The organism is Streptomyces sp. NPDC003016, from assembly GCF_053591455.1.
On record NZ_JBSFTV010000035.1, the window covers coordinates 63128 to 80223 of the forward strand.

The window sequence follows — 17096 nt, forward strand, 5'->3', positions numbered from 1 at the left end:
CGGAAGCTCCCGGCCCGGGGGACGACTCAGTAACCTGTGGGCATGCCTCATTACGAGTACCGCTGCCGCTCCTGCGGCACCAGCTTCGAGCTGAACCGGCCCATGGCCGAGTCCTCCGCGCCCGCCACCTGCCCGGACGGGCACGACGACACCGTCAAGCTGCTGTCCGCCGTCGCCGTGGGCGGTACGGCCAAGGCAGGCCCGGCCGCGCCCTCCAGCGGGGGCGGGGGCGGGTGCTGCGGCGGCGGGTGCTGCGGCTGAGGATGTTGCGGCTGAGGATCAGCGCTTCCTGGAGAGCGTCACGCCGTCCGCGACGGGGATCGTGACGCTCTCCATGCGCTCGTCGGCCGTCACCCGGTCGTTGAACTCCCTGATCGCGGCCGCCGCGCCCGTCGCGTCCGGGTCCGTGACACCTCCGTGGAAGAAGACGTTGTCGGTGGCGATCACTCCGCCCTGCCGCATCCTGGGCACCAGCTCCTCCCAATACGGCACGTAGGTGACCTTGTCGGCGTCGAGGTAGGCGAAGTCGATGTGCGGCTCCGCGGGCATGGCGCGCAGGGTGTCCAGGGCGGGGCCGATACGCAGTTCGACACGGTCGGCGACGCCCGCCTTCGCCCAGGCCTCGCGCGCGTACGCCGTCCACTCCTCCGACACGTCGCACGTGATCAGCCGGCCGTCGGCGGGCAGGGCCTGCGCCATCGACAGCGCGGAGAAACCGGTGAACGTACCGATCTCGACGATGTTCCGTGCCCCGGTCAGCCGGACCAGGAAGGCGAGGAGCGGCCCCTGCTCCTCGGCGGACTGCATGCCCGCGTGCTCCGGCAACTGCCGGTAGGTGGTTTCGACGAGCTCCCGCTGCACGGTGTCCAGCGGAGGGTTGTGCGCCAGCATGTACGCGTACAGCTCGTCGGTGACCGGAGTGCTGTTTCCCTTGCTCATCGCGTCCCTCTCAAGTGCCCAGATACCGCAGTACGGCCAGAACCCGGCGACTGTAGCCGCTGTTCCCCGGCAGTTCGAGCTTGTCGAAAATTGCGTTGGTGTGCTTCTCCACAGCACTCTGCGACACATGCAGCCGCGTCGCGATCGCCGCGTTGGTGTGGCCCTGGGCCATCTCGGCGAGCACGTCGCGCTCCCGCTCGGTGAGACGGGACAGCGGATCGGTGCGGGTCGAGCGCGTCAGCAACTGGCGTACGACCTCGGAGTCGAAGGCCGCCCGCCCCGCCGCGACCCGCTCCAGCGCGTCGAGGAATTCGTCCACTTGGACCACCCGGTCCTTGAGGAGGTATCCCACCCCTTCGGAGTCTCCGGTCAGCAGCTCGGTGGCATACCGCTTCTCGACGTACTGGGAGAGCACCAGTACCCCCACCTGCGGGTGGCGCCGGCGGATTTCGAGAGCGGCCCGCAGCCCCTCGTCGGTGTGCGTCGGCGGCATCCGGACGTCGGCCACGACCACATCGGGCGGTGTTGCTTCGACCGCCACGAGAAGTGCCTCGGCGTCGGCGACCGCCGCGAGCACTTCGTGCCCCTCCTCGGCGAGCAGCCGCACCAGGCCTTCCCTCAGGAGGATCGAGTCTTCGGCCAGGATTACGCGCATGGGATCTCCGCGGTGATGGTGGTGGGGCCGCCGGGCGGGCTGTCGACACGGAGGCTGCCGTCGAGGGCGGCGACGCGGCGTGCCAGGCCGACGAGGCCGCTGCCGGACGGGTCGGCACCGCCCTTTCCGTTGTCCTCGACCCGGACGCGCAGTGCGCGCCCGCCGTCCGGGCCGGTGTCTCCGGCGCAGGAGAGCCGCACGCCGAGCCGGGTGGCGTCCGCGTGCTTGACGGCGTTGGTCGCGGCCTCGGAGACGACGAAGTACGCGACGGCCGCGAGCGCCTTGGCGGGTTCTCCTTCCAGCCGGTAGTCCAGGTGGACAGGGAGCAGCGTGCGCTCCGCGACCGTCTCCAGGGCTGCCCGCAGTCCTGCTTCGTCGAGGACCGTCGGGTAGACGCGCCAGGCGACTTCGCGCAGCTCGGCCAGCGCTTCGCCGCTCTGCTCGTGGGCCTGGCGCAGCAATGCCTGTGCGTGCTCGGCGTCCCGGCTGCGACGGGCGCGGCCGAGCAGCATGCCCAGGGCCACGAGGTGCTGCTGCACCCCGTCGTGCAGGTCCCTTTCGATACGGCGACGTTCGTCGAGGACGGCTTCGACGACTCCGGCGCGGCTGGCGGCCAGTTGCGCGATACGGCGCTCCAGCTCGTCCTGGTGGCTCGGGCCGAGAAAGTGGCGGGCCAGCTGCCCCTCCAGTGAGGCGACTCCGAATATTCCCTGGAACGCCAGGAAGAGCAGGAACAGCCCGCCGAGGGTGCCCAGGGCGACCATGCCGGGAGAATCGATGTCGTCGATCAGCCAGCCGTACATGAAGAAGGTGCCGTAGCCGGCGCCGATGAGGACGGAGACCAGGACGACGGCGCCGAGCAGGCCGAGCGTCCAGCGCGCGGCGAGGTAGCACAGGGCGCGCTCGCTCGCGTACGTCTCGGATATCCGTATGCCGAGGAAGGTGCCCAGCCGGCCGCGCTCGAACTCGGTCAGGCGACGGCTCCCGGCCGCGACGGGGCGCATCACCGTCTGCCGCCCGTGCGGCCATGCCAGCACGAGCAGCAGTGCCACTCCGGAGACGAGCACGAAGATCAGCTCGGCGACCGCGGACCAGGCCCCGATGACGAGACCTGCCGCGAACCGGACTCCGCGCCACACGACTGCTTTCATGATCAAGCACGCTAACCGCAGTGCGCGGGCCCGCGCACTGCGGAAAACCTCAGTATTTTCCTGTGGTTGACGTCCGGCAATCCTGCGGCCTTCTTCAGTGTGGCTTCAGGTACGGATTCCTAATGTGGATCGCATGACCGCAAGCAGCGCACCACAATGGATCAACTCCCTCATGGACACCCTGGGGGCGCCGGGCGCCGGCATCGCCATCGCCCTGGAGAACCTGTTCCCGCCCCTTCCCAGCGAGGTGATCCTGCCGCTGGCCGGATTCGCCGCCAGTACCGGGCAGATGAGCCTGATCGCCGTCCTGATGTGGACCACGGCGGGCTCGGTGATCGGTGCGCTCGCGCTGTACGGGGTGGGGGCGCTGCTCGGGCGTGACCGGACCGTCGCGATAGCGGCCAAGCTGCCGCTGGTGAAGGTTTCCGACATCGAGCGGACCGAGGCATGGTTCCTGCGCCACGGCACCAAGGCGGTCCTGTTCGGGCGGATGATCCCGATCTTCCGGAGCCTGATATCGGTGCCCGCGGGGGTCGAGCGCATGCCGCTGCCGGTCTTCCTCGGGCTCACCACGCTCGGCAGCGCGATATGGAACACCGTCTTCGTCCTCGCCGGTTACTCACTGGGCGAGAACTGGGAGGACGTGACGGGTTATGTCTCCGCGTACTCGAAGGTGGTGCTGGTGGGGGCCGTGCTGGCGGTGCTGCTCTTCGTGGGCGCCCGGATGCTCAGGCCGGGTGTCGGCCGGCGGCGTGGATGAAGGAGCGCAGGATCTCTTCGCCCGCCGCGACGCCGGCCTCGGGGAGGACGGTGACCTGCGGGGCGGTCCAGCCCGTGTCGGCCAGCTCGCCGTGCCCCGGCCGCCAGCCGTGGTCCGCGGCCAGCAGAAGGTCCGCGTCGAGAAGGGAGTCGCCTGCGGCAAGGGTGAGAGTGGCGCCGGTGCGCCGGGCCACCTCACGCATGGCCGCGCTCTTGGTGAGCGGCTTCGGTACGGCGTAGATCTTGCGGCCCTGGAGGGAGACCGTCCAGCCTCGTGCCTGTGCCCACTCTCCGAGTTCCTTGACCCACGCGTCCGGCAGCAGCGCGCGCTCGACGACGAGGTAGGCGAAGAGGTCCTCGGCGACCCGTTCCTTCAGCAGCCAGGCGGGGTCGGCGGCGGCGACGAGGTGGGCGCGGACCTCGGCCAGGGAAGCACACTCGTCCGCGAGTGTCTTCGCCACCTGGGTCTGCCAGTCCGGGTCGGACACTCCGTCGACAAGAAGGTGACCACCATTGGCACAGATCGCGAAACGGGGGGTGGGGACAGGAAGCCGGATGCGCTGGTACTGCTCGCGGGTGCGGGTGGTCGTCGGGACGAACCAGGTCTCGGCAGCGAGCTGCGCCATCAGGCCGGCGGCGGTCTCCGTGAGGTAGGAGAGCGGCTTGCTCTCGTAGACCTCGACACAGAGCAGGCGCGGCGCCTCGGCGTCGGGCACGCGCAGGCCGAGGGCCGCGGTGGAGTAGATCAGGGTGCGGTCGAGATCGCTGGCGACAAGGACGGGAGGGCGGCTGGTCACTTCGCTGTTACCGCCTTGCCGTCCGCGCCGGTGGCGCCGCGTGTGTACTGGGGGTGGATCAGCCCGACACAGGTGTACGGGAGCCCGTCGACCTCCTCGACCGGGACGCCGCGCTGCTCCGCCAGGAGGCGCACATGGTCGAGGTCGGCGCCGGCTCCGCGCTTGGCGAGGATCTTCCAGGGGACGCGGCGCAGCAGGACGCGAGTGGTCTCACCGACGCCGGGCTTGACGAGGTTCACGTCATGGATGCCGTACTCCTCGCTGATGCGCTCGACCGCCGCCCAGCCCTCCCAGGTGGGGGCGCGGTCCGCCGACAGCAGTTCCTTGACCTCGGCGTCCACGGCGTCCGCGACCTCGTCGAAGCGGGCGGCGACGGTGTCGAGGAAGTGACCGGACACGTCGCTGTCGGCGAGTTCACGGTAGAACTTCGCCCCGTGGAAGTCGTCGGGGCCTACCAGGTCGGAACGGAGGACCGTGCGCGAAATCAGACCGGAGACGGTGGAGTTGAGGCAAGCGGAGGGGATGAGGAAGTCCTCGCGCGTGCCGTAGGTCTTCACACAGCCACCGGGATCGGCGAGGACGGCGATCTCCGGGCTGAAGCCGTCGATGCCGGTGGCGGCGGCGAAACCGTCCAGAGCCTGGGCGAGTTCGCGGGTGATCGCGCCCTTTCCCGTCCAGCCGTCGACGAAGACGACGTCGGCCGGGTCGTGGTGCGCGGCCAGCCAGCGCAGGGCAGTCTCGTCGATGCCGCGGCCGCGGACGATGGAGACGGCGTAATGCGGGAGGTCGAGCCCGTGCCGGTGCTGGGCGTAGCGGCGCATCAGCACACCGACGGGCGTACCGGCGCGGGCCAGGGAGACCAGCACAGGAACAGGGGAGGGAGTCCCCCCACGCTTTCGGTGGTGGGGGAGTTCGGCCAGGACGGTTTCGGTGACGGTGGCGACGGCCCGGGCGATGCGGGTGGCCGAGGTCTCCAGGGCCGCCATGAAGAGCTGCTGGTACTGGGCGTTCGGCTGGTACTCGACGGGGAGCGACTCGGCGTAGTGTGCGCCGCCGCTCTGGATCGCTTCCTCGCGCTCCTCCGTCGGGGCCTCGAGCTCGACACCCGAGAGGTCCTGGAGAAGCCAGCCGACGTCCTCCGGTGCGTAGGAGGAGAAGGCGGGGCCGCGAAGGGGCTCGGGCATGGGCGGTTCCTGCCGTTCGGGGACTCGTCGCTCGGGCATCCCGGGGATCACGGGGATCTCGGCCATGCCTGGCACATCGGCTGTCTCGGGTGTCTCGGTTATCTCGGTTATCTCGGGTAGGTACGAGGGGACGACCGCCAGCACGACGCGCCCGGTGTGGGGGGCCAGGCAGGCGAGGAGGCCGTCGGGGGCGTGCAGTGCGGAGGTGTCGGCGGCGGAGTCGACGACGGCGACGACGGCGTCGAAGCCGGCGTCCGCGACGTTGTAGGCGTAGCGCGCGCCGGGACCGTCGGCGGGGTTGTCGTGCGCGGGGAAGACGATGCGTGTGCGGATCGCGTAACCCGGGTCGTCGACGGCGAGCACGGGTGAGCGGGTGGTGGTCGAGTACCGCACCTCGGCTTCGAGGCGCTCCTCCAGCGCGGTGGCCAGCCTGAGCGGCGCGTACATCAGCTCCTCGAAGCCGAGGACCAGCACGCGGCGCGCGTCTTGGGGCAGCGCCCCGGCGATACGGTCGGCCATGCCCGGCAGCGCGCCCTCCAGCACCGCCCGGTGCGCGGGTACGAACCCGTGCCGTCCCCCGTCGGGCACACCGCTCGGCCAGCCCAGCTCGACGCGGGTGGGCGTGGCGGCCCGGGAAGCGGCGCGGGCGGGCTCCGGGCAAGCGGCCCCGGCCACCGCGGGCCCGACGTCGGTGCCGGAGTGGGGCGGCGGGGAGGGGGCGTAGCGCGCCACCAGGGCCTGGCCCTTCTCCAGTACGCCCTCCGGCAGGCGGACCGTGCCCGAGGCCATCGCGATCAGGTCGACGCGCGCGCCGATCTCCCGTGCGAACCCCTCCAGTCGCCCCCGGTCCTGTGCCGAGCGCATGTCGACCAGGGCGACGATCACGTACCACTCGCGCGGGTACCGCCCGTGCAGGTCGCGGATGGTGTTGAGCACCGTGTTGCCCGTGGAGAACTCGTCGTCGACGAGGACCAGCGGTCCCCCGCCAGCCAGCAGCCCAGGATCTTCCGGCAGCAGCAGATGCGAGGTGGCGTGCGAGTGGGACTCCTCGAAGCCGCCCGCCGTCGGCACGCCGTCGACCGGGCGGCGCGTCGAGTGGAGGTACGGCGCTACGCCCACGCCGTCCGCGACCGCGTGGCCGAGCCCCGTCGCCGTCTCGGCGTACCCGAGGACCACCGCGCGTGCGGCCGCCTCGTCACCCAGCAGCTTCCGTACGTCCTCACCGAGCGCGAATCCCGCCCCGTACACCCGTGAGGGCAACTGCGGCACATGCTTGCCCAGCACGTTCGACACCAGCAGATGGGCCCGTTTCGGATTGTGGCGCAGGGCCAGTCCCAGCAGATCGTTCAAGCCGCCGGGCCTCTGCTCCTCGCCGTCGGCGACGAGTTCGACGCCCAGCCGCTCCGCGACCCACGTTCCCGACCACACCACGTCGTCCGTCTCCATCTCAGTCTCGCTCCCAGCCGGCTCGGTCGGCCCAGTCGGCCCAGCCGTCGGCCGTCACAGTCGGCTCAGCCGTCTCAGCCGTCTCAGCCGGTTATTCCGGCGGTCAGCAGCTCCACGAAGCCGACGTCCTCGCGGGCCACCCCGAAGACCTCCGCCCTCAGCAGCGTGCGTTCGGCCCACGCGCGGTGCGGCTTCACTTCGTTCATCTTGTTCGTGTAGGCGGAACGCATCACTCCGCCGCCGCCCCGCTCAGGCCGCAGGATGTCCTGCGCGTCGCTGAACTCCTCGTGGCTGACCACCGACAGCGCGTGCACGGGCAGCACGTGCGACGGATGGATGCAGGTCTTGCCGAGCAGCCCGTTCGCGCGGTCGAGCGAGATCTCCCGCAGCAGCCCGTCCATGTCGTGCTCGATGAGCGACGCGCGCAGCGCCTCCGCCTGCCCCGCGAAGGGACTGCGGCGCAGCTGCGGTTTGAACATCCGCTCCTGGACCCGGAAGTACTCCCACACAGGACCGGTGATCGTGAAGCCTGTGCCGTCCGAACGCCCGAGCACGTTCACCACGTCGGCGATGACCCCGGCCACGATCTGCACGTCGTACGCCGTCATGTCGGGCGCCCTGCGCAGCCCGTACGCCGAACAGAAGTCGGTGACGCCCAGGCGCAGCGCGAGCACCCGCTCCCGGTACTTGTCGACGGTGCGGGCGATGCCGCCCAGTGTCTCGGCCCGGGTCTCCAGGTGGAGCAGTTGCGGTGACTCCAGGACGGGCATCGCGAACAGCCGCTGCCCGCTCGCCGCCTCCGCGGCCGTGAGCGCCTCCAGGAAGGCGACGCCACGCTCCTCGGTGAACTTCGGTAGTACGAATCCGGACAGCAGCCGCGCCGAGGGTCCGAGCCGGTGCACCAGATCGGGAATCTGCCCGGGCTCGCGGACCCGGACGAACAGCAGCGGCAGCTCCAGGCCCCGCGCGTCGAGCTCGGCGAACTGCTGGACGAGGTTCTCCTCGGCCCCGGCGACTTCCGCGTCGTCGATGGAATCTTCCAGGCAGAGCACCATCGAGACGACTCCGCGCCCCGCCTGCTTCACCACGTCGTCGGCGAGGGTCGGCCGGGTGGCCGGGCTGTAGAGCGTGGCGCCGAGAGCGGCGGAGAGCGTACGGGCCGAGGACCCGGCATCGAACGCGACCGGCTCCTGATGGAAAAGGTTCTCCCGGACAACGCGCGGGATATGCCCGAAATGACGCATCAAAATCCCCCCGTGCTGCCGTGTCGGCCCATTGCTCTGTGGCCGGTAATAGTACGTAGGGACCGTGTCAAGAGTTCCCCATGCGCATGAACTTCAGGTTACCCACACAAAAGCACGGCCTCCGAACGCAAGGAAACGGGGCCCCGCGTTGTCCGCGGGAGCCGCGGGAAGGCAGGATGACAGGCATGACGCACGCCATGCTGAAGGGCTCGAACGTCCCGCTCGACGCCACGGCCGTCCGGGCTGTGCTGCGCTGGACCCCCGGCCCCGGCGTCCCCGAAGTGGACGCCTCGGCCCTGCTGCTCGGCGTCGACCGACGCGTGCGCTCCGACGAGGACTTCGTCTTCTACAACCAGCCCCGCCATCCCTCGGGCCTGGTCCGGAGCCTGGGCAAGAAGCGCATGCCGGACGGCGTCACCGACTCGGTGCAGACGGAGCTCGCGGCGCTCGAACCGGCCGTGGACCGGATCCTGATCGTCGCCTCGACGGAGAACGTCCCGTTCGAGCACGTACGGGATCTGCGCATCGAGGTGTACGACGCCACCGCGGCCGGGAGCGGCGAGCCGCTCGCGCACTTCGAGGTCAGGCCGGAGACGGGCGCGGAGACCGCGCTGATCTGCGGGGAGCTGTACCGGCGCGGCGAGGGCTGGAAGTTCAGGGCGCTGGGCGAGGGCTACTCGAACGGCCTGATCGGCCTGGCCACGGACCACGGCATCTCGGTGGACGAAACGGAGGAGCCGGAAGGGACGGCCACGGAACCGGCGTCGGCAGCGACGTCCGCAGCCGGGCCCTCCCCGGCTCCCGAGCCGCCCGCACCGCCCTCCCAGCCGCCGCTCCAGCCCGCACCGCCCGCCCAGCCCGCGTACGGCTATCCGCAGCCGACGGCCGCGCCCGCCTATGGCTATCCCCAGTCGGCGTCGCCCCAGCCCGCCTACGGCTACCCGCAGCCCGCCGCCGCCGCTGCCTTCGCACCGGACCCGAACTTCCGGCTGCCTCCGCAGGGACCGCAGTTCGTCCGCGCCTAGAGGACACACCTGAAGAACGCGCCTGACGGACCCGGAGACCGAGCCCGTCAGGTCCGTCAGGTCCGTCAGGTCCGTCAGGTCCGTCAGGTCCGTCAGGTCCGTCAGGCCTTGGTCTTGTAGCCGCGCCCCCATTGCAGGCCCCACCCGTACAGCCGGTCCAGCTCCGCCTGGAAGCCGTAGACGAACTTCACCTCGCGCCGCACCACCAGGCCGCCCTTGCCGTCCTCCACGGTGAAGACGGCGCACGAGCGGGCCTGCGGGGCGCGCTCGTCGAGTTCGATCTCTATCCGCGGGCCGTTGCTCGGGAAGAGCGTCACCACGGCGTGCGTACGGTCGAAGGCCGGCGTCTGGTCGTAGATGTAGACGAAGACCAGCAGCCGCTTGATCGCCTCGCGGTGGTCGAGGTTCACGTAGATCGTCTCGCCCGACGGCGCGCCGAACCGGTCGTCGCCGCTGAGCTGGACGTACGGCGGCGCGTTCAGGCTCCCGAAGAAGCTGCCCAGGGGCTGCACGACCCCCTTCGTGCCGTCCACCAGCTCGTAGAGGCAGCCGAGGTCGAGGTCGACGTTGACCACACCCTGGGTGTGCGCCTGTACCAGTTCCGGCTGGAAGAACTTGAGCGGCCGGCGCAGCAGACTGCCGCTGCGCCGCGGTGTGCCTCCGATGTCGGAAGTGCGCATCCGCCACGAGAGATTGACGCGCAGATTGCCGGTGGCCGCGCCCTGCTTGGTGAGCGAGACCGACGGGTTCCGCTTGGTCAGCTCGATCACGTTGGCCGCGGCGCCGCCGGACGCGAACTGCTCGGCCCTGTTCCGCCGCATGCTGTCCCAGAAAGCCATCCCGCCCCCACACCCCCAGGTGTCTCTTGAAAATCCCGCGCAACGGCACGTAAGGCCGCGGGGCGGCCCCGAGGCCGACGCCTCGTGACCGCCCCGCTCAGAGCGTTCCTCAATCCCTGCCGGGTCACACCCCGGACGGGACCTCAGTCTTGTCCCCCGAGGCCGGCCCCTTGCCGTCCTCGTCGGCCGCGAGCAGCTTGTTGCGGCGGATCGAGGACAAGAAGGAGGCGGCGATCAGGACGATACCGATGAGACCGGTGATGAGCTCGCTGATCTCGTGCTCGATGGTGACCAGCAGGATGACCGCGAGCGCGCCGATCGCGTAGTGCGCGCCGTGCTCCAGGTAGACGTAGTCGTCCAGGGTGCCCTGGCGGACCAGGTAGACCGTCAGCGAACGTACGTACATCGCGCCGATGCCGAGGCCGAGCGCCATCCAGAAGATGTGGTTCGTGATGGCGAAGGCGCCGATGACACCGTCGAACGAGAAGGAGGCGTCGAGGACTTCCAGGTACAGGAAGAGGAAGAACGCGGCCTTGCCCGCCAGGCCGACGAGGGACGGGTCCTTGCCCTCCGCCTTGGCCTTCTCCTCCTCTTCGTGCTCGCGCTCCTCTTCCTCTTCGATCTTGTTCTCGAAGTGGCTGGAGAGACCGCCGACGATGAGGTACGTGATCAGGCCGGCGACGCCGGAGAGCAGCACCGTGGCCGTCTTGTCCTGGTATCCCGAGCTGGTGTGCGCGTGGGTCGCGAAGGTCATCGCCGTGCCGAGCAGGACGACGAGCGCGATGCAGACCGACAGCATGTCGACCTTGCCGAGCTTGGCCAGCGGACGCTCGATCCAGCCGAGCCACTTGATGTCCCGGTCCTCGAAGATGAAGTCCAGGAAGATCATGAGCAGGAACATGCCACCGAAGGCCGCGATCGCCGGGTGGGCGTCCGTGACCAGGGCCTCGTACTGCTGGGGTTTGTCCATCGCGAGCTGGATCGCCTCGATGGGACCGACCTTGGCGCTGATCGCGACGATGGCGACAGGGAAGACCAGCCGCATACCGAAGACGGCGATCAGGATGCCGATGGTGAGGAAGATCTTCTGCCAGAAGGCATTCATCTTCTTCAGGATTCCGGCGTTGACCACCGCGTTGTCGAAGGACAGTGAGATTTCGAGGATCGACAGGATCAGTACGACCCCGAACGCCTCCCACCCCCACTGCCAGGCGGCAAAAGCCAGTCCGAGTGCCGTGACGGCAAACGACCAGCCGAAGGTTTTCAGAACCACTGGCTACCCCATCGTGTAAGTACGGGTCTCCCCCGCGCCGTGCGCGGCTTTACGAAACGTTGACCCCGAAGTCTAGGGCGATGCCCCGCAGTCCTGACGCATACCCCTGTCCAACGGCTCGGAACTTCCATTCTCCGCCGTACCGGTACACCTCACCGAAGATCATCGCGGTCTCGCTGGAAGCGTCCTCGGAGAGGTCGTAACGGGCCAGCTCCTGCCCGTCCGCCTGGTCGACCACGCGGATGAAGGCGTTGCTGACCTGGCCGAAGGTCTGGCCGCGGTTGTCGGCGTCATGGATCGAGACCGGAAAAATGATCTTGTCGCAGTGCTCGGGCACCAGGGAGAGATCGATGATCATCGACTCGTCGTCGCCGTCGCCCTCACCGGTCAGGTTGTCGCCGGTGTGCTCGACCGAGCCCTCGGGGCTCTTGAGGTTGTTGTAGAAGACGAAGTACTCGTCGCCGAGCACACGGCCGTTCTGGCACAGCAGCGCGCTGGCGTCGAGGTCGAAGGGGGCTCCTGTGGTGGAGCGCGCATCCCAGCCGAGCCCGACCAGCACCTGGGTGAGGTTCGGTGCGGCCTTGGAGAGGGAGACATTGCCTCCCTTGGCGAGCGTGACGCCCATGATCTTGCTTCCTCCCCGCGGTACGGAAATGAGTGGTGAGGCGCGTCCGGCGTCGCACGTGCACGTGCGACGCCGGACGTGAAGGGGGATCTCGCTCAGACGTTGACGCCGAAGTCCTGCGCGATGCCGCGCAGGCCCGAGGCGTACCCCTGACCGATGGCCCGGAACTTCCACTCCGCCCCGTTGCGGTACAGCTCGCCGAAGACCATCGCGGTCTCCGTCGAGGCGTCCTCGCTCAGGTCGTAGCGCGCCAGCTCGGTGTTGTCGGCCTGGTTCACCACGCGGATGTACGCGTTGCGCACCTGGCCGAAGCTCTGCTGCCTGGCCTCGGCCTCGTAGATCGAGACCGGGAACACGATCTTGGCGACGTCGGCCGGCACACCGGCCAGGTTCACCTTGATGACCTCGTCGTCGCCCTCGCCCTCACCGGTGGTGTTGTCACCGGTGTGCTCCACCGAGCCGTCGGGGCTCTTGAGGTTGTTGAAGAAGACGAAGTTCGAGTCGTTGGTGACCTTGCCCTCCGTGTTGGTCAGCAGGGCGCTGGCGTCGAGGTCGAAGTCACCCCCGGTGGTGGTACGAGCGTCCCAGCCCAGACCGACGATGACCGCGGTCAGGTTGGGGGCTGCCTTGGTCAGCGAGACGTTGCCGCCCTTGCTGAGGCTGACTCCCACGAGTCCTCCCATAGGTGTCGAGGGGCCGAGGGCCCCCCGTAATACGCTGGCATTCGGATCAACGAGTCGATCCTAGTGACCGGTTCCCCTGCGCAGCATGCCCGGAACCCCGATTTCCCGGGTCATCGGAGAGCGTCGAGGGCCTTGAGGTAGTCGTTCAGGTCACGCGCGTCGGGCAGGCCGTTCACCACGGACCAGCGCACCACGCCCCGCTTGTCGATGACGAAGGTGCCGCGCACCGCGCAGCCCTTGTCCTCGTCGAAGACGCCGTACGCGCGCGAGGCCTCGCCGTGCGGCCAGAAGTCGGACAGGAGCGGGTACTCGATGTCCTCCTGCTCGGCGTAGACCCGCAGGGTGTGGATGGAGTCGGTGGACACGGCGAGCAGCTGTACGTCGTCGTTGACGAACTTCGGCAGTTCGTCGCGGAGCGCGCGCAGCTCGCCCGTGCAGACGCCGGTGAAGGCGAACGGGTAGAAGAGCAGCACCACGTTCCTGGCCCCGTCGGTCCCGCCGGCCCCGTCAGACCCGCCGGCGTCACCGGCGTCGCCCGGACTGTCCGGGACCCAGAAGCCGGAGAGCCTCACGGCCCGGCCGTGGTTGTCCTTCAGCTCGAAATCCGGGGCCTTGGTGCCCACCTCTGCCGCCATGGAAGCGTCGCCCCCTCAGTCCGTTCCGGCCGTCCGTTCCGGTGGTCCACCCTACGCAAAGGGCCCCCGCCGACCGAGGTCGGCGGGGGCCCTGACTGCGTCCGGTGACGGTGGCCGGTCGTCCGCGTCGGTTCTTCGCTCAGCGCTTGCCGGACTTCGCCGCCTTCGGGGTAACCAGCCTGCTGCCGGTCCAGTCCTTGCCCGCGTTGACGCTCTTGGTCTGAGACAGACCCGCGGTCTGCGCGGCTTCATTGATGTCGCTCGGCTCGACATAGCCTTCACGGCCTGTCTTCGGCGTCATCAGCCAGACGGGGGCGCCTTCGTCGATCAGCTGCGTAGCGTCGACCAGCGCGTCCGTCAGATCCCCGTCCTCGTCGCGGAACCACAGCACGACGGCGTCAGCCACATCGTCGTAGTCCTCGTCGACGAGTTCGGTGCCAATGAGTTCCTCGATGGCCTCGCGGAGCTCCTGATCGACATCGTCGTCGAAGCCGATCTCCTGGACCACCTGCTCGGGCTGGAAACCCAGCCTCGCGGCAAGGTTGGTCCGCTCCTCCGCGTGGTCCGCGGTCGCGCTCACGGATTGCCTCCTGATCATGTTTTGGAAAATGCTTCGGACCCGCGCGTGCGCGGGGCATTGGCCGTAGTCCACACGTGCAGGACGAATCTCGCAAGTACCCCGCCCCCGATCCCGCCCAAAGGATGGGCCTACGGACACCTCCAGAGCCCTCTTCGTGATTCATCCCACACCATTCGACCACGTTTGACGGCTTCCGTGGCTTCGGTAGGCCAATCGGTCCCGAACGGCCTTACGGAATGCAGCAACGTGTCGGGCGTAGGGTGGCGATTCGACCGGATCCATCCTCGGCCGGCGCCGGACTTCTCGCCGGGTGATGGTTACCCCTCGGTAAAGATGACGTTTGTGATTCCGGGGTGGACGATGGATGCGGCGCGACACCCCTCAGACCCAACCAGCGAAGGAACAGCGTGGCTTCCGGATCCGATCGCAATCCGATCATCATTGGCGGCCTTCCGAGCCAGGTCCCGGACTTCGATCCTGAAGAGACCCAGGAATGGCTGGACTCCCTCGACGCCGCCGTCGACGAGCGGGGCCGTGAGCGCGCCCGCTACCTGATGCTCCGTCTGATCGAGCGCGCGCGGGAGAAGCGCGTGGCGGTCCCCGAGATGCGCAGCACCGACTACGTCAACACCATCGCCACCAGGGACGAGCCGTTCTTCCCCGGCAACGAGGAGATCGAGCGCAAGGTCCTCAACGCGACCCGCTGGAACGCGGCCGTGATGGTCTCCCGTGCGCAGCGCCCCGGTATCGGCGTGGGTGGTCACATCGCCACGTTCGCCTCCTCCGCCTCGCTCTACGACGTGGGCTTCAACCACTTCTTCCGCGGCAAGGACGAGGGCGACGGCGGCGACCAGATCTTCTTCCAGGGGCACGCGTCCCCCGGCATCTACGCCCGCGCGTTCCTGCTCGACCGGCTGAGCGAGGCACAGCTCGACGCCTTCCGCCAGGAGAAGTCGAAGGCTCCGAACGGTCTGTCGTCGTACCCCCACCCGCGGCTGATGCCGGACTTCTGGGAGTTCCCGACCGTGTCGATGGGCCTCGGCCCCCTCGGCGCGATCTACCAGGCGCGGATGAACCGCTACATGGAGGCGCGCGGCATCGCCGACACCTCCAAGTCGCACGTCTGGGCGTACCTCGGCGACGGCGAGATGGACGAGCCCGAGTCGCTCGGCCAGCTGTCCATCGCCGCCCGCGAGGGCCTGGACAACCTGACCTTCGTCGTCAACTGCAACCTCCAGCGCCTCGACGGCCCGGTGCGCGGCAACGGCAAGATCATCCAGGAGCTGGAGTCGCAGTTCCGGGGCGCCGGCTGGAACGTCATCAAGCTGGTCTGGGACCGGAGCTGGGACCCGCTGCTCGCGCAGGACCGCGACGGCGTGCTGGTCAACAAGCTCAACACGACCCCCGACGGCCAGTTCCAGACGTACGCCACGGAGACGGGCGCATATATCCGCGAGCACTTCTTCGGGGGCGACCACCGGCTGCGCGCCATGGTCGCGGACATGACCGACGACCAGATCCTGCACCTGGGGCGCGGCGGTCACGACCACAAGAAGGTGTACGCGGCGTACGCGGCGGCCAAGGCCCACAAGGGCCAGCCGACCGTGATTCTGGCCCAGACCGTCAAGGGCTGGACGCTGGGGCCGAACTTCGAGGGCCGCAACGCGACCCACCAGATGAAGAAGCTGACGGTCGAGGACCTGAAGCGCTTCCGCGACCGGCTGCACATCCCGATCACGGACAAGCAGCTGGACGAGGGCTACCCGCCGTACTACCACCCGGGCCGCGAGTCCGAGGAGATCCAGTACATGCACGACCGGCGCAACGCGCTGGGCGGGTACGTACCGACCCGTGTCGTCCGGGCGGAGCCGCTGCCGCTGCCGGCCGAGAAGACGTACGCGGCCGCGAAGAAGGGGTCCGGCCAGCAGTCGATCGCCACGACGATGGCGTTCGTGCGTGTCCTGAAGGATCTCATGCGGGACAAGGAGATCGGCAAGCGTTTCGTGCTGATCGCGCCCGACGAGTACCGCACTTTCGGCATGGACGCGTTCTTCCCGAGCGCGAAGATCTACAACCCGCTGGGCCAGCAGTACGAGGCGGTCGACCGTGAACTGCTGCTCGCGTACAAGGAGTCGCCGACCGGGCAGATGCTGCACGACGGCATCTCCGAGGCCGGCTGCACCGCGTCGCTGATCGCGGCCGGTTCGGCGTACGCCACGCACGGCGAGCCGCTGATCCCGGTCTACGTCTTCTACTCGATGTTCGGTTTCCAGCGGACCGGTGACCAGTTCTGGCAGATGGCCGACCAGCTCGCGCGCGGATTCGTCCTGGGCGCGACCGCCGGTCGTACGACTCTGACCGGTGAGGGTCTCCAGCACGCGGACGGCCACTCGCAGCTGCTCGCCTCGACGAACCCGGCCTGTGTCGCGTACGACCCGGCCTTCGGGTACGAGATCGCGCACATCGTCCAGGACGGCCTGAAGCGGATGTACGGCGACGACGCCGAGGACGTCTTCTACTACCTGACCGTCTACAACGAGCCGATCCAGCACCCGGCGGAGCCCGAGAACGTCGACACCGACGGCATTCTCAAGGGCATCTACCGCTTCAAGGAGGGCGAGAAGGGCGAGCTCCCGGCCCAGATCATGGCCTCCGGTGTGGCGGTGCCGTGGGCGGTCGAGGCCCAGCGGATCCTCGCCGAGGAGTGGAACGTCAAGGCCGACGTCTGGTCGGCGACCTCCTGGAACGAGCTGCGCCGCGAGGCCGTCTCGGTGGAGGAGCACAACCTGCTCCACCCGGAGGAGGAGCAGCGCGTGCCGTACGTGACGCAGAAGCTCTCCGGTGCGCAGGGTCCGTTCGTGGCCGTTTCGGACTGGATGCGTTCGGTTCCGGACCAGATCTCGCGCTGGGTTCCGGGCACGTACTCCTCGCTCGGCGCGGACGGTTTCGGCTTCGCCGACACGCGGGGCGCGGCCCGCCGCTACTTCCACATCGACGCGCAGTCGATCGTCCTGGCGGTGCTGACGGAGCTGGCCCGGGAGGGCAGGATCGACCGCTCGGCGCTGAAGCAGGCGATCGACCGCTACCAGCTGCTCGACGTGACCGCGGCCGACCCCGGCGCGGCCGGCGGCGACGCGTAACGCTCACACGGTACGAAGGGCGGCGGGGCCCGCGGCGAGCTGCGGGGTCTCGCCACCGACGCCGCCGCCGGGCTGATCTCCGAGGACCCGGCGTACTCCCGCCTCGCGGCCCGTCTGCTGA

Annotated in this window: 16 protein-coding genes; 4 read left to right on the top strand and 12 right to left on the bottom strand. The window is 69.0% G+C overall.

Annotation, left to right across the window (positions count from 1 at the left end; translation table 11 throughout):
• Positions 1-42: 42 nt before the first annotated feature.
• Positions 43-261, top strand: coding sequence for an FmdB family zinc ribbon protein (locus ACWDZ4_RS26990; protein ID WP_451510981.1), 219 nt, complete (start codon positions 43-45; stop codon positions 259-261).
• 18 nt (positions 262-279) lie between these two features.
• Here ACWDZ4_RS26990 and ACWDZ4_RS26995 read toward each other — a convergent pair whose 3' ends face one another.
• Genes ACWDZ4_RS26995 through ACWDZ4_RS27005 form a run of 3 tightly spaced genes read right to left on the bottom strand, consistent with a single transcriptional unit; the run spans position 280 to position 2745 of the window.
• Entirely contained in the window at positions 280-939 is a 660-nt protein-coding gene (locus ACWDZ4_RS26995) for an O-methyltransferase (protein ID WP_451510982.1), read from the bottom strand.
• A gap of 10 nt (positions 940-949) precedes the next feature.
• Positions 950-1594, bottom strand: coding sequence for a response regulator (locus ACWDZ4_RS27000; RefSeq protein WP_451510983.1), 645 nt, complete (start codon positions 1592-1594; stop codon positions 950-952).
• Positions 1585-2745 carry a sensor histidine kinase gene (locus ACWDZ4_RS27005; RefSeq protein ID WP_451510984.1) on the bottom strand — a complete coding sequence of 387 codons (1161 nt, stop codon included), beginning with the start codon at positions 2743-2745 and terminating at the stop codon, positions 1585-1587. Before ACWDZ4_RS27005 ends, ACWDZ4_RS27000 begins: the two co-directional genes overlap by 10 nt.
• A gap of 133 nt (positions 2746-2878) precedes the next feature.
• Between ACWDZ4_RS27005 and ACWDZ4_RS27010 the strand changes: the two genes are divergently transcribed.
• Positions 2879-3505 carry a DedA family protein gene (locus tag ACWDZ4_RS27010; protein WP_451510985.1) on the top strand — a complete coding sequence of 209 codons (627 nt, stop codon included), beginning with the start codon at positions 2879-2881 and terminating at the stop codon, positions 3503-3505.
• On the opposite strand, the gene ACWDZ4_RS27015 is transcribed toward ACWDZ4_RS27010, so the two are convergent.
• The 3 genes from ACWDZ4_RS27015 to ACWDZ4_RS27025 form a co-directional block, all read right to left on the bottom strand.
• Positions 3474-4301: an HAD family hydrolase gene (locus ACWDZ4_RS27015; protein ID WP_451510986.1), complete on the bottom strand. Its 828-nt coding sequence runs from the start codon at positions 4299-4301 to the stop codon at positions 3474-3476. The two genes, ACWDZ4_RS27010 and ACWDZ4_RS27015, sit on opposite strands and share 32 nt — an antisense overlap.
• A complete protein-coding gene (locus tag ACWDZ4_RS27020; RefSeq protein ID WP_451510987.1) occupies positions 4298-6931 on the bottom strand; it encodes a phosphoribosyltransferase in 2634 nt (877 codons plus the stop codon). The genes ACWDZ4_RS27015 and ACWDZ4_RS27020 overlap by 4 nt, the downstream gene beginning before the upstream one ends.
• A gap of 83 nt (positions 6932-7014) precedes the next feature.
• Entirely contained in the window at positions 7015-8175 is a 1161-nt protein-coding gene (locus tag ACWDZ4_RS27025; RefSeq protein ID WP_451510988.1) for an HpcH/HpaI aldolase/citrate lyase family protein, read from the bottom strand.
• Positions 8176-8360: 185 nt separating this feature from the next.
• Between ACWDZ4_RS27025 and ACWDZ4_RS27030 the strand changes: the two genes are divergently transcribed.
• A complete protein-coding gene (locus ACWDZ4_RS27030) occupies positions 8361-9200 on the top strand; it encodes a TerD family protein (protein WP_451510989.1) in 840 nt (279 codons plus the stop codon).
• A 101-nt stretch (positions 9201-9301) separates the two neighbouring features.
• On the opposite strand, the gene ACWDZ4_RS27035 is transcribed toward ACWDZ4_RS27030, so the two are convergent.
• The 6 genes from ACWDZ4_RS27035 to ACWDZ4_RS27060 form a co-directional block, all read right to left on the bottom strand.
• Entirely contained in the window at positions 9302-10039 is a 738-nt protein-coding gene (locus ACWDZ4_RS27035; protein WP_451510990.1) for a TerD family protein, read from the bottom strand.
• A 124-nt stretch (positions 10040-10163) separates the two neighbouring features.
• A complete protein-coding gene (locus ACWDZ4_RS27040; RefSeq protein ID WP_451510991.1) occupies positions 10164-11312 on the bottom strand; it encodes a DUF475 domain-containing protein in 1149 nt (382 codons plus the stop codon).
• A gap of 49 nt (positions 11313-11361) precedes the next feature.
• Positions 11362-11937: a TerD family protein gene (locus tag ACWDZ4_RS27045; RefSeq protein WP_451510992.1), complete on the bottom strand. Its 576-nt coding sequence runs from the start codon at positions 11935-11937 to the stop codon at positions 11362-11364.
• A gap of 95 nt (positions 11938-12032) precedes the next feature.
• Positions 12033-12608, bottom strand: coding sequence for a TerD family protein (locus ACWDZ4_RS27050; protein WP_344492162.1), 576 nt, complete (start codon positions 12606-12608; stop codon positions 12033-12035).
• Positions 12609-12730: 122 nt separating this feature from the next.
• Positions 12731-13255, bottom strand: coding sequence for a peroxiredoxin (locus ACWDZ4_RS27055; protein ID WP_451510993.1), 525 nt, complete (start codon positions 13253-13255; stop codon positions 12731-12733).
• Positions 13256-13394: 139 nt separating this feature from the next.
• Positions 13395-13835: a DUF3052 domain-containing protein gene (locus tag ACWDZ4_RS27060; protein WP_093801018.1), complete on the bottom strand. Its 441-nt coding sequence runs from the start codon at positions 13833-13835 to the stop codon at positions 13395-13397.
• 407 nt (positions 13836-14242) lie between these two features.
• Here ACWDZ4_RS27060 and aceE point away from each other — a divergent pair, with 407 nt between their 5' ends.
• On the top strand, positions 14243-16975 hold the full coding sequence (gene aceE, locus ACWDZ4_RS27065) for a pyruvate dehydrogenase (acetyl-transferring), homodimeric type (RefSeq protein WP_451510994.1): 2733 nt from the start codon (positions 14243-14245) through the stop codon (positions 16973-16975).
• The last annotated feature ends 121 nt before the right edge of the window (positions 16976-17096 follow it).

Coding starts and splice junctions, on each gene's coding strand:
- ACWDZ4_RS27020 (WP_451510987.1), bottom strand. CDS start 6,931: ATGGAGACGGACGACGTGGTGTGGTCGGGAACGTGGGTCGCGGAGCGG.
- ACWDZ4_RS27035 (WP_451510990.1), bottom strand. CDS start 10,039: ATGGCTTTCTGGGACAGCATGCGGCGGAACAGGGCCGAGCAGTTCGCG.
- ACWDZ4_RS27055 (WP_451510993.1), bottom strand. CDS start 13,255: ATGGCGGCAGAGGTGGGCACCAAGGCCCCGGATTTCGAGCTGAAGGAC.
- ACWDZ4_RS26995 (WP_451510982.1), bottom strand. CDS start 939: ATGAGCAAGGGAAACAGCACTCCGGTCACCGACGAGCTGTACGCGTAC.
- ACWDZ4_RS27000 (WP_451510983.1), bottom strand. CDS start 1,594: ATGCGCGTAATCCTGGCCGAAGACTCGATCCTCCTGAGGGAAGGCCTG.
- ACWDZ4_RS27030 (WP_451510989.1), top strand. CDS start 8,361: ATGACGCACGCCATGCTGAAGGGCTCGAACGTCCCGCTCGACGCCACG.
- ACWDZ4_RS27010 (WP_451510985.1), top strand. CDS start 2,879: ATGACCGCAAGCAGCGCACCACAATGGATCAACTCCCTCATGGACACC.
- ACWDZ4_RS27005 (WP_451510984.1), bottom strand. CDS start 2,745: ATGAAAGCAGTCGTGTGGCGCGGAGTCCGGTTCGCGGCAGGTCTCGTC.
- ACWDZ4_RS27025 (WP_451510988.1), bottom strand. CDS start 8,175: ATGCGTCATTTCGGGCATATCCCGCGCGTTGTCCGGGAGAACCTTTTC.
- ACWDZ4_RS26990 (WP_451510981.1), top strand. CDS start 43: ATGCCTCATTACGAGTACCGCTGCCGCTCCTGCGGCACCAGCTTCGAG.
- ACWDZ4_RS27045 (WP_451510992.1), bottom strand. CDS start 11,937: ATGGGCGTCACGCTCGCCAAGGGAGGCAATGTCTCCCTCTCCAAGGCC.